The following is a 13937-nucleotide window of genomic DNA, read 5'->3' as shown; positions in this document are numbered from 1 at the left end:
GTCCGAAACCTTATACAGCCATCAGATCAGCTTCTTTCTGCTTCACCGCAGCTTCGATTTCCGCCACGAACTTGTCGGTCAGCTTCTGCACGTCGTCAGCCGCACGACGCTCTTCGTCTTCGCTGATTTCCTTGTCCTTGACCAGGTCTTTCAACTGGCTCAGCGCGTCACGACGGATGTTGCGCACGGCAACACGGGCATCCTCGGCTGCATCACGTGCCTGCTTGGTGAAGCCCTTGCGGGTTTCTTCAGTCAGCGCCGGCATCGAAATCAGCAGCAATTCGCCCAGGTTGGTCGGGTTGAAGCCCAGGCCGGAGCTCTGGATGGCCTTGTCGACCGCAGCCAGCATGTTGCGCTCGAACGCCACGACCTGAAGGGTGCGCGAATCCTTGACGGTCACGTTGGCAACCTGGCTCAGCGGGGTATCGGCACCGTAGTAAGGAACCATGACGCCACCCAGAATGCTTGGGTGAGCCTTGCCGGTACGGATCCGGGTGAACGCATGGGCCAACGACTCCAGGCTCTTCTGCATGCGAACCTGAGCATCTTTCTTGATTTCATTGATCATTGTTGGGCTTCCTCGATCAGGGTTCCTTCGGCGCCACCATGGACGATATTCAGAAGGGCACCCGGCTTATTCATGTTGAAGACGCGCAATGGCATCTTGTGATCGCGACACAGGCAGATTGCGGTCAGATCCATCACACCCAGCTTGCGATCCAGCACTTCATCGTAAGTCAGATGATCGAACTTCTCGGCATTCGGGTCCTTGAACGGATCTGCGGTATACACACCGTCGACCTTGGTCGCTTTGAGCACCACGTCGGCGTCGATCTCGATAGCGCGCAGGCACGCTGCCGAATCGGTTGTGAAGAACGGATTACCCGTACCTGCCGCGAAGATCACCACTTCCTTGGCGCTGAGGTGGCGCATGGCCTTGCGACGATCGTAGTGATCGGTGACACCCACCATCGAAATGGCGGACATGACGATCGCCGTGATATTAGCGCGCTCGAGCGCATCGCGCATGGCCAGAGCATTCATCACAGTGGCCAGCATGCCCATGTGGTCGCCTGTTACCCGATCCATGCCGGCTGCGCTCAGGGCTGCACCACGAAACAGGTTGCCGCCGCCGATGACCAGGCCGACCTGAACACCGATACCGACCAGTTGGCCGACTTCAAGTGCCATGCGGTCCAGGACCTTGGGGTCGATGCCGAACTCTTCGGAGCCCATGAGGGCCTCGCCGCTAAGCTTGAGTAGAATGCGTTTATAGCGAGCCTGATAACCACTGCCCTGCTGAGCCATTGCGAATCTCTCCTGCGGCGTTTTTCTGAAAAAAATCTGTGCGGGCTATTTCAAGCCTGCGCTTACTTTAGCTTGACGCTGTGCAAGCGTCGGGAGAATGCAGCCTTGCAGGCATAATCTCCAAGGAAAATTCCTTTGCTCTTTCGACAAAGAGGCCGCACGCGTGAGCGGGCAGCCTCTTTGAGGCGACAGTTTGAAAAACTGTCTTACTGCTTGGCGGCAGCCAGCTGGGCAGCAACTTCGTCAGCGAAGTTGTCGACCGGCTTCTCGATGCCTTCGCCTACTTTGAAGTAGGTGAAAGAAACGATTTCAGCACCGGCCTTCTTGGCCAGCTCGCCGACCTTGACTTCAGGGTTCTTGACGAACGCCTGCTCAACCAGGCTGGCTTCTGCCAGGAACTTGGTGATACGGCCGCCGACCATCTTCTCGACGATTTCAGCAGGCTTGCCTTTGATCTTGTCTTCGTTCAATTGCAGGAAGACATTCTTCTCGCGCTCGATCGCTTCGGCAGACACTTCCGAAGGTAACAGGAACTCAGGGTTGCTCGCCGCTACGTGCATGGCGATGTCTTTAGCCAGATCGACGTCGCCGCCTTTGAGGGTAACGACCACACCGATCTTGTTGCCGTGCAGGTAAGAACCTACTACGTCACCTTCGATGCGCTTCAGACGACGAATGTTGACGTTTTCGCCAACTTTGCCGACCAGCACCAGACGCGCAGTTTCCTGAGCTTCGATCAGTGGAGCGACGTCGGTCATTTTGTCGGCGAAGGCTTTTTCGACGCTGGCAGCGACGAAATTCTTGAAATCGTCCTGCAGGGCTAGGAAGTCGGTCTGCGAGTTGACTTCGATGATGACAGCAGCTTTGCCGTCGTCCTTGATGGCGATAGCGCCTTCAGCAGCAACGTTGCCTGCTTTCTTGGCAGCCTTGATGGCGCCGGAAGCACGCATGTCGTCGATTGCCTTTTCGATGTCGCCGCCAGCCTTGGTCAAGGCCTTTTTGCAATCCATCATGCCTTCGCCGGTACGCTCGCGCAGTTCTTTGACCAACGCTGCAGTAATCTCTGCCATTTCAAAATCCTCTTGGATAGGTCTTCAACCATTCCACCCGGCTGGCCGGGCGTGCAATTCTTGAAAAATCAGGGTGGCAGCAACACATGACAACAAGGCCGTGCTTGCACGCCGACAAATCATTTCCGAGGTGGCAAAAAGGGGGCTAAGCCCCCTTTTCGCGTACTGAGTAAACGCCAGGCGTTTTTACTCAGCCTTCTACAGCTGCTGCAGCTGGAGCTTCTTCGACGAATACGTCGGTGCCGCCAGCAACATTGTTACGACCACGGATAACAGCGTCAGCCATCGAACCCATGTACAGCTGGATAGCGCGGATTGCGTCATCGTTGCCCGGGATGATGTAGTCAACGCCTTCCGGGCTGCTGTTGGTATCGACGACGCCGATAACAGGGATGCCCAGCTTGTTGGCTTCGGTGATCGCGATGCGCTCGTGGTCAACGTCGATAACGAACAGTGCGTCTGGCAGACCGCCCATGTCCTTGATACCACCCAGGCTGCGATCCAGTTTTTCCAGATCACGGGTGCGCATCAGGGCTTCTTTCTTGGTCAGCTTGGCGAAAGTACCGTCTTCAGCCTGTACTTCCAGCTCGCGCAGACGTTTGATCGACTGACGGATGGTCTTGAAGTTGGTCAGCATGCCGCCCAACCAGCGATGGTCTACGTACGGCGAACCGCAACGTGCTGCTTCTTCAGCAACGATCTTGCCAGCGGAACGCTTGGTGCCAACGAACAGAATCTTGTTTTTGCCCGATGCCAGGCGCTCAACGAAAGTCAGCGCTTCGTTGAACATAGGCAGGGTTTTTTCAAGGTTGATGATGTGAATCTTGTTACGCGCGCCGAAAATGTACTTGCCCATTTTCGGGTTCCAGTAACGGGTCTGGTGGCCGAAGTGGCAACCAGCCTTCAGCATATCGCGCATATTGACTTGGGACATGATAGTTCCTTGATAAGTCGGGTTAGGCCTCCACGTATCCCAATGACCAACCAATGGCATCTAGCCAAGGCACCCAGGTCATCGTGTCGACACGTGTGTGGGTTTGTGCTTCGAAGGCGGACCTTGGAAAGCGGCGCATTTTATATCACAAAAGGGAAGATAACGGAACTCCCATCAAGTTCTTGTTTTACTTTGCATTTAGCCCCTGCTGAAAGGCGCCATCGAACGGCTATAGAAGGAAGCGATGATCCCCCGACGCAGGCGGTCTGGTAGAATCGCGCCTTTGCGCACCAGCCGCGTGCCCGCCACGTCGAGAGATTCTGTATGACCATCACCCTCAAAACTCCGGAAGACATCGAAAAGATGCGCATCGCCGGCCGTCTGGCCGCCGAGGTTCTGGAAATGATCGCCCCTTATGTCAAGCCGGGCGTGACCACCGAAGAGCTGGACCGCATCTGCCACGACTATATAGTCAACGAACAGAAAGCGATCCCTGCCCCGCTGAATTACCGGGGTTTCCCCAAGTCGATCTGCACATCGATCAATCAGGTGGTCTGCCACGGCATCCCGAGCGACAAGAAGCTCAAGGACGGCGACTCGCTGAACATTGACGTCACGGTCATAAAGGACGGCTACCACGGCGACACCAGCAGAATGTTCCATGTCGGCACCGTTCCGGTGTGGGCAGAACGCCTGTCGAAGGTGACTCAGGAATGCCTGTACAAAGCCATCGAGATCGTCAAACCGGGCACTCACCTGGGCGATATCGGTGCAGTCATCCAGAAACATGCAGAAAAGAATGGTTTTTCGGTGGTACGTGATTTCTGCGGCCACGGGATCGGCAAGGTGTTTCATGAAGAGCCACAGATCATGCACTTCGGCGAAGCGGGCACCGGCATCCAGTTACAGGAAGGCATGACCTTCACGATTGAACCGATGATCAATCAGGGTCGCCCGGAAACCAAGATCCTCGGCGATGGCTGGACGGCGATCACCAAGGACCGCAAGCTTTCGGCACAGTGGGAACACACACTACTGGTGACCGCCGAGGGTTACGAAATCTTCACTTTACGCAGCGACGATACCATTGCACAAAAGGCTCCCTGACTCGAGTCTGCATGGCTGAATCCGATTGAATACACGCAATGCCCGACATGAGGAATGCTGTTCCATGCCGCAAGTAGACCCAGACCTGTTCGATCGCGGTCAGCTCCAGGCCGAACTGGCCTTGAAAGCCAGCCCCATCGCGGCTTTCAAGAAAGCCATTCGCAGAGCCCGAGACGTGCTGGACGAGCGCTTCAGGTCGGGCCGCGATATTCGGCGGCTGATCGAGGATCGAGCATGGTTCGTGGATAACATCCTGCAAAAGGCCTGGGACCAGTTCAACTGGAGCGAAGACGCCGACATCGCGCTGCTGGCGGTGGGTGGCTACGGCCGCGGCGAATTGCACCCCCATTCGGACATCGACTTGTTGATCCTGCTGGACAGCGACGATCACGAAATTTTTCGCGAACCTATCGAGGGTTTTCTGACGCTGCTGTGGGACATCGGCCTTGAGGTCGGGCAAAGCGTACGCTCGGTTGCCGAGTGCGCGCAGGAAGGACGGGCTGACCTGACGGTCATCACCAACCTGATGGAAAGCCGCACCATCGCCGGACCTGAACACCAGCGCCAACGGATGCTGGACGTCACCAGTACGCGGCAGATGTGGCCGAGCAAGGATTTCTTCCTTGCCAAGCACGCAGAACAGAAAAAGCGCCATCACAAGTACAACGACACCGAATACAACCTGGAGCCCAACGTCAAAGGCTCCCCCGGCGGGCTGCGCGATATCCAGACCATTCTCTGGGTAGCCCGACGCCAGTACGGCACGCTGAACCTGCATGCATTGGCAGGCGAAGGCTTTCTGCTGGGCAGCGAAAACGCGTTGCTGGCCTCCTCCCAGGAGTTTCTCTGGAAAGTGCGCTATGCGCTGCACATGCTGGCCGGACGCTCCGAAGACCGGCTGCTGTTCGACTACCAGCGCAGTATCGCCAGCCTGCTGGGCTACGAAGACAATGATGCCAAGCTGGCCATCGAGCGCTTCATGCAGAAGTACTATCGCGTGGTCATGAGCATCGCCGAGCTGAGCGATCTGATCATCCAGCACTTCGAGGAAGTGATTCTTTCCGAAGACAGCGGTACGCCGCAGCCGATCAATTCGCGCTTCCAGTTGCATGACGGCTATATAGAAGCCACTCATGCGAACGTGTTCAAACGCACCCCGTTCGCGATGCTCGAAATTTTCGTGCTGATGGCTCAGCACCCGGAAATCAAGGGGGTACGTGCCGACACCATTCGCCTGTTGCGCGAGCACCGGCACCTGATCAACGACGACTTCCGCAACGATATCCGCAACACCAGCCTGTTCATCGAGCTGTTCAAGTGCGAAACGGGCATTCACCGCAACCTGCGACGCATGAACCGCTACGGCATTCTTGGCCTGTATCTGCCGGAGTTCGGCCACATCGTGGGGCAGATGCAGCACGACCTGTTCCACATCTATACCGTCGACGCGCACACGCTGAATCTGATCAAGCATCTGCGCAAGCTGCAATACACCGAGGTGTCGGAAAAATTTCCACTGGCCAGCAAGATCATGGCCCGCCTGCCCAAGGCCGAGCTTATCTACCTGGCCGGGCTGTATCACGATATCGGCAAAGGCCGGGGTGGCGATCACTCGGAACTTGGTGCAGTGGATGCGCAGGCGTTCGGCAAGCGTCATCAACTGCCTGACTGGGACACCCGGCTGATCGTCTGGCTGGTGAGCAATCACCTGGTCATGTCGACCACCGCCCAGCGCAAGGACCTGTCCGACCCGCAGGTGATTCATGATTTCGCCCAGTTTGTCGGTGACGAGGTGCATCTGGATTATCTGTACGTGCTGACCGTCGCCGATATCAACGCGACCAATCCGACCCTGTGGAATTCATGGCGCGCCAGCCTGTTGCGCCAGCTGTATACCGAAACCAAGCGCGCCCTGCGTCGCGGCCTGGAAAACCCGGTCGACCGCGAAGAGCAGATCCGCCGCACGCAGATCGCCGCGCTGGATATTCTGGTGCGCAACGGGACCGATCCCGATGATGTCGAGCAGCTGTGGTCAGCCTTGGGCGACGACTACTTTCTGCGCCATACCGCCGGTGACGTGGCCTGGCACAGCGACGCTATCCTGCAACAGCCCTCCGACGGCGGCCCGCTGGTGCTGATCAAAGAAACCACATATCGCGAATTCGAAGGCGGTACCCAAATCTTCATTTATGCGCCGGATCAGCACGACTTCTTCGCGGTGACCGTCGCCGCGATGGACCAGTTGAACCTGAACATTCACGATGCGCGCATCATTACCTCGAGCAGCCAGTTCACGCTCGACACCTACATAGTGCTCGATCACGAAGGCGGCTCGATCGGCAACAATCCGGAACGCATTCAGGACATCCGCGACGGCCTGACCGAAGCGCTGCACAACCCGGATGACTACCCGACGATCATCAAGCGCCGCGTCCCCCGCCAGCTCAAGCACTTCGCGTTTGCGCCGCAGGTCACCATTCACAATGATGCCCAGCGCCCGGTGACCGTCCTGGAACTGCTGGCCCCGGATCGACCCGGCCTGCTGGCGCGGGTCGGCAAGATCTTTCTGGAGTTCGACCTGTCTTTGCAGAACGCCAAGATTGCAACGCTGGGCGAGCGCGTCGAGGACGTTTTCTTCATCACCGACGCCAACAATCAGCCGCTGTCCGATCCGCAGTTGTGCAGCCAGTTGCAGGAAGCCATCGTCAAGCAACTGAGCGTCAACCCGGACACCGGCGGCGATTTGCGGATCAGCATTTGAACACTCGACCACACGAATCGGCTCTACATAGCTCATCGAGGAACACGCTCCATGAATAACGCCATGCAACTGCTTCAGCCCTACCCGTTCGAAAAGCTTCGCGCTTTGCTGGGCGGCGTGACGCCTAATCCGGATAAACGCCCGGTGGCGCTGTCCATTGGCGAGCCGAAGCACCGCTCACCCGATTTCGTTGCCAAGGCGCTCGCAGACAACCTCGACCAGATGGCGGTGTACCCGACCACGCTCGGTATCCCCGCGCTACGCGAGGCGATTGCCGGCTGGTGCAGCCGTCGCTTTGGCGTGCCTGAAGGCTGGATTGACCCGGCGCGCAACGTACTGCCGGTCAACGGCACCCGCGAGGCGCTGTTTGCATTTACCCAGACCGTGGTCAATCGCAGTGACGACGGCCTGGTGATCAGCCCGAACCCGTTTTATCAGATCTACGAAGGTGCGGCGTATCTGGCGGGCGCCCGACCGCACTATCTGCCGTGCCTGAGCGAGAACGGCTTCAACCCTGATTTCGATGCGGTCACCCCGGACATCTGGAAACGCTGCCAGATTCTGTTTCTGTGTTCGCCGGGCAATCCGACCGGCGCGCTGATCCCGGTCGAAACGCTGAAAAAGCTGATCGCACTGGCCGATCAGTATGACTTCGTCATTGCCGCGGACGAGTGCTACAGCGAGCTGTACTTCGACGAACAAACGCCACCGCCGGGCCTGCTCAGTGCCTGCGTGGAACTGGGCCGCAAGGACTTCAAGCGCTTCGTGGTTTTTCACAGCCTGTCCAAGCGCTCCAACCTGCCGGGCCTGCGCTCCGGTTTCGTTGCCGGCGATGCCGAGATCCTCAAGGCGTTCTTGCTGTATCGCACCTACCATGGTTGCGCCATGCCGGTTCAAACCCAACTGGCCAGCATCGCCGCCTGGAACGACGAAGCCCATGTGCGTGCCAACCGGGACCTGTACCGCGAGAAATTCGACGCGGTGCTCGAGATTCTGGCCCCGGTGCTGGACGTACAGCGTCCGGACGGCGGGTTCTATCTGTGGCCAAATGTGGGCACCGACGACGCCGTTTTTTGTCGCGATCTGTTCGTTGACCAGCACGTCACCGCCGTTCCCGGCTCGTACCTGTCGCGGGAAGTCGACGGCGTCAACCCGGGGGCCGGGCGGGTGCGACTGGCACTGGTAGCGCCGCTGGCCGAGTGCATCGAAGCTGCTGAACGTATCCGCGCCTTCCTGAACAAGTAGAGGCGTCGGAAACAGCCCTGTCGCATGCAATGTGCGGCAGGGTAATAAAACAAATAGTTACCACCTGCAACACCTCGTTTGAACCTACCTTGAACCTTCATTTTTACGGCTTCCTGACAGGAAGCGAATTGCTATGAAGGTCAATCGAATGCCTGCTCCATCCGTTCAGAATGTAAAACTGCCGTCATCCTGCTGCATGCGAACTGTCACAGATCAGCAGACGTCCTATGACGCTGCCATTCGTGAAAACGCCGCCAACGCAGCCATCACCCCCACCTACGAATCGGAAACCGGCTACGAAACAGACGAGTCGACGCGCAAGCCACGGATGCTGGTGGCGTTCACCAAATACTGGGCACGCGGGCGCACGCTGAAAATTCTCTTTCCGAAGGACCCTCCGGCCGCCCTTAAAGACCCCGTCATCGAAGCGGCAAAAAAGTGGCTGGCGCACATAAATCTGAAATTCGAGTTCGTGACCCAAGGTATCAGCGATATCCGCATTGGCTTCAATGAACACCTGAACTGGAGTGCAATAGGCACCGATGCGCTGCTGGCCAGGCAGGATGAGCCCACCATGGAATTCAATATCAATGAGATTTACACGACTGATCTGAAACCGTCGGCAGAATTGACGCGCATCGTCTTGCATGAGTTCGGGCATGCGCTGGGCGCCGTTCACGAGCATCAGCATCCGCAGGCCAACATCCCCTGGAACGAGCCGCTTTTGCGCTCCCTGCTTGCACAAACCGGACTGACCGACGAGGAAGTCAACCGGAACTTTCTCGACCGGTACGAAGCTGCGGATTACCATTATTCAGCTTATGACCGGGACTCGGTCATGCACTTCGACATCCCCAATGGCCTGACCCTGGGCGATTTTGAAATCATCAATGTCGGCAAGACACTCAGCCCCAATGACATCAAGGTGATGGGCGCCATCTACCCGAATCGCGCCAACTCGAAATTTGAACAACGCTGAAGCGATAGGCCTGGAGCGTCTGATGCCCGGTTCACGCGCCACGCACTTTAGCCATAAAGCGTGGCGCGAGCACGCGTGGAAAGCTGACTACTGACGCGTGCGCATTTTTTCCGCTACCCACCCCACGGCCCAGCTTACCGGGTCGTGGGACTGCATGGGCAGCAGCGGCTTGCCTTCGCGAGCAGCCGACCTGCCGTCCGCCTCCGCTTCGGCGTGAATCCAGATTGTGCTTTGCTTGAAGCCTTCGGCACGTTGACGTTCCCTGTAATAGCGTTGCCGGACAAGCGCTTCCTGACGCTTCTTATCTTGTTCAGACATAACGCGACCCAGTTTTGAAAATCGAGCGCCATCATTGTCCGACAAGACGCCTCACTCAAGATGGCGGGGGTGAAACTTTTTTTATGATAGTTATAGGAGTTATCTATTTACCGCCAGACGCCAGATCCACTCAGGCACGGCGCTGCATGGAATGACGTGGCATAATGCGCGGCTGAATTGCGAGGAGAAATCGCGGGGAATCACGAGCAAGATCAGCCACCCCGCTTAAAACAATGACTTACACTCTATTTGGCATCAAAGCGTGCGACACCATGAAAAAGGCTCGTACCTGGCTCGACGAACATTCCGTGAGCTACGAGTTTCATGATTACAAAACACTGGGTATCGACCGTGAGCATCTGACTCAGTGGTGCGACGAGCACGGTTGGCAAGTGGTGCTGAACCGCGCAGGCACCACCTTTCGCAAGCTCGATGACGGACAGAAAGCCGATCTCGATCAGGCAAAGGCCATCGAACTGATGGTTGCGCAGCCGTCCATGATCAAGCGTCCGGTGCTTGAACTGGGCGATAAAACCCTGATCGGGTTCAAACCAGACCTGTATGCAGCGGCTTTACAGTAAGCCAGAGCGCTACTGAAAGCCCCTTGATAAAGTTAAGAGGTATTTGCATGTCCACTACCCTGTTCAGCCTGGCCTTCGGCGTCGGCACCCAAAATCGTCAAGGCGCGTGGCTGGAAGTGTTTTACGCCCAGCCACTGATCAATCCATCGCCTGCACTGGTCGCCGCGATCGCACCGGTGCTGGGCTACACCGATGGCAACAAGGCCCTCACCTTCACTGTAGACATGGCGTACAAGCTGGCCGAGGTCGTCAAGCCGGTCGACAGCACTCAAGCCGCCCTGCTGACACGTCTGGCGGAAAGCCAGAAACCGCTGGTTGCCACCCTGCTGTCTGAAGACAGCACTCTGACGTCGACGCCCGAGGCCTACCTCAAGCTGCATTTGCTGTCGCATCGGCTGGTCAAGCCGCACGGCCTGAACCTGGCCGGCATTTTCCCGCTACTGCCAAACGTCGCCTGGACCAGTCAGGGCGCAGTCGACCTGGGTGAGCTGGCCGAACGCCAACTCGAAGCGCGCCTCAAAGGCGAACTGCTGGAAGTGTTCTCGGTCGATAAATTCCCGAAAATGACTGACTACGTCGTGCCGAGCGGTGTGCGTATTGCCGACAGCGCCCGCGTGCGTCTGGGCGCCTATATCGGCGAGGGCACCACCGTGATGCACGAAGGCTTTGTCAACTTCAACGGCGGCACTGAAGGCCCGGGCATGATCGAAGGTCGTGTTTCGGCAGGCGTATTCGTCGGCAAGGGCTCTGACCTGGGTGGCGGTTGCTCGACCATGGGCACACTGTCCGGTGGCGGCAACATCGTCATCAAGGTCGGCGAAGGCTGCCTGATCGGTGCCAACGCCGGGATCGGCATTCCGCTGGGCGATCGTAATACCGTCGAATCGGGTCTTTATGTCACCGCCGGCACCAAGGTTGCGCTGCTCGATGAAAAAAACGAGCTGGTGAAGATCGTCAAGGCCCGCGAGCTGGCAGGCCAGAACGATCTGCTGTTCCGTCGCAACTCGCAGACCGGCGCTGTGGAATGCAAGACCCACAAGTCGGCCGTCGAGCTGAACGAAGCACTGCACGCTCACAACTGATGCTGTGTGCGGATTCAAAGTCTTGCGGCTTTGAATCCGCTTCCACGAGCCGGACGAACAATGCCCCTCACCTCTCTCTGGCGTGCTGACTTTCCAGCCATCGCCGCCCTGCAACGGCAAGGCCAGACTTATCTGGACAACGCCGCCACCACGCAAAAACCGCAGGCATTGATCGATGCCCTGAGCCACTATTACGCTAACGGTGCCGCCAATGTGCATCGTGCGCAGCACCTGCCCGGCGCTCACGCCACACAGGCGTTCGAAGACAGTCGCCTCAAGGCGGCGCACTGGCTAAACGCCGGTGACAGCGGGCAACTCATTTTCACCCACGGCGCGACCTCGGCCCTCAACCTGCTTGCCTACGGGCTGGAGCATGCGTTCGTTGCGGGCGACGAGATCGTCATCAGCGCGCTGGAACATCACGCCAACCTGCTGCCATGGCAGCAACTGGCGCAACGCCGCAACCTGAAGCTGGTGATTCTGCCGATCGACATCAATGGCGTGATTGACACCGATGCGGCCGCCAGCCTGATCGGACCGCGTACACGTCTGCTGGCAGTCAGCCAGCTGTCCAACGTGCTCGGCACTTGGCAACCGCTGACCCGCCTGCTTGCACTGGCCAGGATGCATGGTGCACTGACCGTCGTGGATGGCTCACAAGGCGTGGTGCATGGTCGCCACGATGTGCAGGCCCTTGGCTGCGACTTCTATGTATTTTCCAGTCACAAGCTTTACGGACCTGAAGGACTGGGCGTGCTATACGGCCGCCATGAAGCGCTGCCGAGCCTGACGCACTGGCAGTATGGCGGCGAGATGGTGCTGACGGCCGACTACCGGCAAGCGACGTTTCGACCTGCGCCACTGGGCTTCGAGGCCGGCACACCGCCCATCGCCAGCGTGATAGGCCTGGGCGCCACGCTCGATTACCTGAGTGGCCTCGATCACCACGCCGTCGCGGAGCACGAAGCGAACCTGCATCGCCGCCTGCTGGAAGGCCTGCAACAGCGTGATGGCATTCGAGTGCTCGGCGACCCGGATCTGGCGCTGGTCAGCTTCGTGGTTGACGGGGTTCACAATGCCGATCTGGCGCATCTGCTGACTGAACAAGGCATCGCCGTGCGGGCCGGTCATCATTGCGCGATGCCGCTGTTCAAGACGCTCGGCTTGCCCGGCGCGGTGCGGGTATCGCTGGCGCTGTACAACGACTCGGATGACCTGCTGGCTTTTTTCAGCGCACTGGATCAGGCGCTGGAGCTGCTTCGATGACGGTTCCCGCGCAGGCGCTCATTGCCTTGGAGACCTTCGGGCAACCGCAGAGCTGGGAACAGCGCGCACGCCTGCTCATGCAGTGGGGTGATCGTCTGCCACCGATGGACGATCACGATAAATCGGATGACCATCTGGTCCATGGCTGCGAAAGCAACGTCTGGCTGACCGGCGAAATCAGCGCTGCAGGCTGGCAATTCCGTGCCAGCAGCGACGCGCGGTTGATTCGCGGGCTGGTTGCGCTGTTGCTCGCGCGGGTCAACGGGCTGTCCGCCGACGAACTGCAACGCGTGGATTTGCCTGACTGGTTCACTCAACTGGGGCTGAGCCGCCAGCTTTCACCGTCGCGCAGCAACGGCCTGAATGCCGTACTGCAGAGAATGCGTGAACTGACTCAGGCCTGATCGGCTGCCGCCGCCAGAGGCTTGACCCGCTCGGACGGCCGCCGCGTGCCGGCGACCAACTTGTCCACGGCGCGCGTGGCGGCGACCATGCCGAACGTGGCAGTCACCATCATCACCGCGCCGAACCCACCGGCACAGTCCAGCTTGACGCCGTCACCGACGAACTTCTTTTCCAGACAGATGCTGCCATCCGGCTTCGGATAGCGCAGTTGCTCGGTGGAAAAGACACAGGGCACGCTGTAGTGGCGATTCGGTGTGCGTGAAAAACCGTAGTCGCGACGCAGAGTCGAACGCACCTTGGACGCCAAGGGGTCATTAAAGGTACGGTTCAGGTCGGCGATCTGAATCAGAGTCGGATCTACCTGCCCGCCTGCACCGCCGGTGGTGACCATCTGGATCTTGCGGCGCTTGCACCAGGAGATCAGCGCGGCCTTGGCGTTAACGCTGTCGATGCAGTCGATCACGAAGTCCATGTCCGCGGTGATGCACTCGGCCATGGTGTCGCGGGTCACGAAATCCGCCACCGCGTGCACTACACAGTCGGGGTTGATAGCCCGGATGCGCTCGGCCATCACCTCAACCTTGGGCCGCCCGACGGTGCTGTCCAGCGCGTGTAGCTGGCGATTGCTGTTGCTGACACAGACGTCGTCCATGTCAAACAGCGAAATCTCGCCCACGCCACTGCGCGCCATGGCTTCTGCCGCCCAGGAACCCACACCGCCAATACCGACGATCGCCACATGAGCCGCACGCAGGCGCGCCAGCCCCTCGACGCCATACAAACGGGCGATGCCTGCGAAACGTGGATCGTCTGTGCTCATGATCAATACCCCGAAAACCGGCGCGCATTATATGGGGTTGTCGCAGGTTAGGACACCCGCC

At 58.6% G+C, this 13937-nt stretch carries 14 protein-coding genes; 8 read left to right on the top strand and 6 right to left on the bottom strand.

Annotated elements, in window-relative coordinates; all coding sequences use genetic code 11:
* Positions 1 to 10: 10 nt before the first annotated feature.
* The 4 genes from frr to rpsB form a co-directional block, all read right to left on the bottom strand.
* Positions 11 to 568 (bottom strand): ribosome recycling factor, encoded by a 558-nt coding sequence (frr, locus tag BLT55_RS02535; protein ID WP_007250149.1) that lies wholly within the window; start codon positions 566 to 568, stop codon positions 11 to 13.
* On the bottom strand, positions 565 to 1308 hold the full coding sequence (pyrH, locus tag BLT55_RS02530) for a UMP kinase (protein WP_007250148.1): 744 nt from the start codon (positions 1306 to 1308) through the stop codon (positions 565 to 567). Before pyrH ends, frr begins: the two co-directional genes overlap by 4 nt.
* Before the next feature lie 206 nt (positions 1309 to 1514).
* Positions 1515 to 2378 (bottom strand): translation elongation factor Ts, encoded by an 864-nt coding sequence (gene tsf / locus BLT55_RS02525; protein WP_007250147.1) that lies wholly within the window; start codon positions 2376 to 2378, stop codon positions 1515 to 1517.
* Between the two features lie 190 nt (positions 2379 to 2568).
* The gene (rpsB, locus tag BLT55_RS02520; protein ID WP_003314293.1) at positions 2569 to 3312 is read right to left on the bottom strand and encodes a 30S ribosomal protein S2; all 744 of its coding nucleotides are present in this window, start codon (positions 3310 to 3312) and stop codon (positions 2569 to 2571) included.
* A 324-nt stretch (positions 3313 to 3636) separates the two neighbouring features.
* Between rpsB and map the strand changes: the two genes are divergently transcribed.
* From map to BLT55_RS02500, 4 genes are all read left to right on the top strand, one after another.
* Entirely contained in the window at positions 3637 to 4419 is a 783-nt protein-coding gene (gene map, locus BLT55_RS02515; RefSeq protein WP_055001131.1) for a type I methionyl aminopeptidase, read from the top strand.
* A gap of 64 nt (positions 4420 to 4483) precedes the next feature.
* Positions 4484 to 7180 carry a [protein-PII] uridylyltransferase gene (locus BLT55_RS02510; RefSeq protein WP_055001132.1) on the top strand — a complete coding sequence of 899 codons (2697 nt, stop codon included), beginning with the start codon at positions 4484 to 4486 and terminating at the stop codon, positions 7178 to 7180.
* 51 nt (positions 7181 to 7231) lie between these two features.
* Positions 7232 to 8425: a succinyldiaminopimelate transaminase gene (gene dapC / locus BLT55_RS02505; protein WP_055001133.1), complete on the top strand. Its 1194-nt coding sequence runs from the start codon at positions 7232 to 7234 to the stop codon at positions 8423 to 8425.
* Between the two features lie 148 nt (positions 8426 to 8573).
* Positions 8574 to 9404 carry a matrixin family metalloprotease gene (locus BLT55_RS02500; RefSeq protein ID WP_055001139.1) on the top strand — a complete coding sequence of 277 codons (831 nt, stop codon included), beginning with the start codon at positions 8574 to 8576 and terminating at the stop codon, positions 9402 to 9404.
* Between the two features lie 87 nt (positions 9405 to 9491).
* Here BLT55_RS02500 and BLT55_RS02495 read toward each other — a convergent pair whose 3' ends face one another.
* Entirely contained in the window at positions 9492 to 9722 is a 231-nt protein-coding gene (locus BLT55_RS02495; protein WP_007250141.1) for a hypothetical protein, read from the bottom strand.
* Between the two features lie 233 nt (positions 9723 to 9955).
* Here BLT55_RS02495 and BLT55_RS02490 point away from each other — a divergent pair, with 233 nt between their 5' ends.
* Genes BLT55_RS02490 through BLT55_RS02475 form a run of 4 tightly spaced genes read left to right on the top strand, consistent with a single transcriptional unit; the run spans position 9956 to position 13055 of the window.
* Positions 9956 to 10303: an ArsC family reductase gene (locus BLT55_RS02490; protein WP_054087307.1), complete on the top strand. Its 348-nt coding sequence runs from the start codon at positions 9956 to 9958 to the stop codon at positions 10301 to 10303.
* Between the two features lie 47 nt (positions 10304 to 10350).
* Positions 10351 to 11385, top strand: coding sequence for a 2,3,4,5-tetrahydropyridine-2,6-dicarboxylate N-succinyltransferase (gene dapD, locus BLT55_RS02485; RefSeq protein ID WP_055001134.1), 1035 nt, complete (start codon positions 10351 to 10353; stop codon positions 11383 to 11385).
* A 60-nt stretch (positions 11386 to 11445) separates the two neighbouring features.
* Entirely contained in the window at positions 11446 to 12651 is a 1206-nt protein-coding gene (locus BLT55_RS02480; protein ID WP_055001135.1) for an aminotransferase class V-fold PLP-dependent enzyme, read from the top strand.
* Positions 12648 to 13055, top strand: a complete 408-nt coding sequence (locus BLT55_RS02475; RefSeq protein WP_055001136.1) for a SufE family protein — start codon at positions 12648 to 12650, stop codon at positions 13053 to 13055. Before BLT55_RS02480 ends, BLT55_RS02475 begins: the two co-directional genes overlap by 4 nt.
* Here the strand turns inward: BLT55_RS02475 and tcdA are convergent.
* Positions 13046 to 13876 carry a tRNA cyclic N6-threonylcarbamoyladenosine(37) synthase TcdA gene (tcdA, locus tag BLT55_RS02470; RefSeq protein WP_055001137.1) on the bottom strand — a complete coding sequence of 277 codons (831 nt, stop codon included), beginning with the start codon at positions 13874 to 13876 and terminating at the stop codon, positions 13046 to 13048. The genes BLT55_RS02475 and tcdA overlap by 10 nt on opposite strands.
* Positions 13877 to 13937: the final 61 nt, after the last annotated feature.

It is taken from the genome of Pseudomonas cannabina, from assembly GCF_900100365.1.
GTDB classification, from domain to species: Bacteria; Pseudomonadota; Gammaproteobacteria; order Pseudomonadales; family Pseudomonadaceae; genus Aquipseudomonas; species Aquipseudomonas cannabina.
This window is presented reverse-complemented; position numbering and strand designations above follow the sequence as displayed.

What these genes read in the sequence shown, in the direction of transcription:
- dapD (WP_055001134.1), top strand. Translation starts at nt 10,351, where the DNA reads ATGTCCACTACCCTGTTCAGCCTGGCCTTCGGCGTCGGCACCCAAAAT.
- BLT55_RS02510 (WP_055001132.1), top strand. Translation starts at nt 4,484, where the DNA reads ATGCCGCAAGTAGACCCAGACCTGTTCGATCGCGGTCAGCTCCAGGCC.
- rpsB (WP_003314293.1), bottom strand. Translation starts at nt 3,312, where the DNA reads ATGTCCCAAGTCAATATGCGCGATATGCTGAAGGCTGGTTGCCACTTC.
- BLT55_RS02480 (WP_055001135.1), top strand. Translation starts at nt 11,446, where the DNA reads ATGCCCCTCACCTCTCTCTGGCGTGCTGACTTTCCAGCCATCGCCGCC.
- BLT55_RS02490 (WP_054087307.1), top strand. Translation starts at nt 9,956, where the DNA reads ATGACTTACACTCTATTTGGCATCAAAGCGTGCGACACCATGAAAAAG.
- frr (WP_007250149.1), bottom strand. Translation starts at nt 568, where the DNA reads ATGATCAATGAAATCAAGAAAGATGCTCAGGTTCGCATGCAGAAGAGC.
- tcdA (WP_055001137.1), bottom strand. Translation starts at nt 13,876, where the DNA reads ATGAGCACAGACGATCCACGTTTCGCAGGCATCGCCCGTTTGTATGGC.
- dapC (WP_055001133.1), top strand. Translation starts at nt 7,232, where the DNA reads ATGAATAACGCCATGCAACTGCTTCAGCCCTACCCGTTCGAAAAGCTT.
- BLT55_RS02475 (WP_055001136.1), top strand. Translation starts at nt 12,648, where the DNA reads ATGACGGTTCCCGCGCAGGCGCTCATTGCCTTGGAGACCTTCGGGCAA.
- BLT55_RS02495 (WP_007250141.1), bottom strand. Translation starts at nt 9,722, where the DNA reads ATGTCTGAACAAGATAAGAAGCGTCAGGAAGCGCTTGTCCGGCAACGC.
- pyrH (WP_007250148.1), bottom strand. Translation starts at nt 1,308, where the DNA reads ATGGCTCAGCAGGGCAGTGGTTATCAGGCTCGCTATAAACGCATTCTA.
- map (WP_055001131.1), top strand. Translation starts at nt 3,637, where the DNA reads ATGACCATCACCCTCAAAACTCCGGAAGACATCGAAAAGATGCGCATC.
- BLT55_RS02500 (WP_055001139.1), top strand. Translation starts at nt 8,574, where the DNA reads ATGCCTGCTCCATCCGTTCAGAATGTAAAACTGCCGTCATCCTGCTGC.
- tsf (WP_007250147.1), bottom strand. Translation starts at nt 2,378, where the DNA reads ATGGCAGAGATTACTGCAGCGTTGGTCAAAGAACTGCGCGAGCGTACC.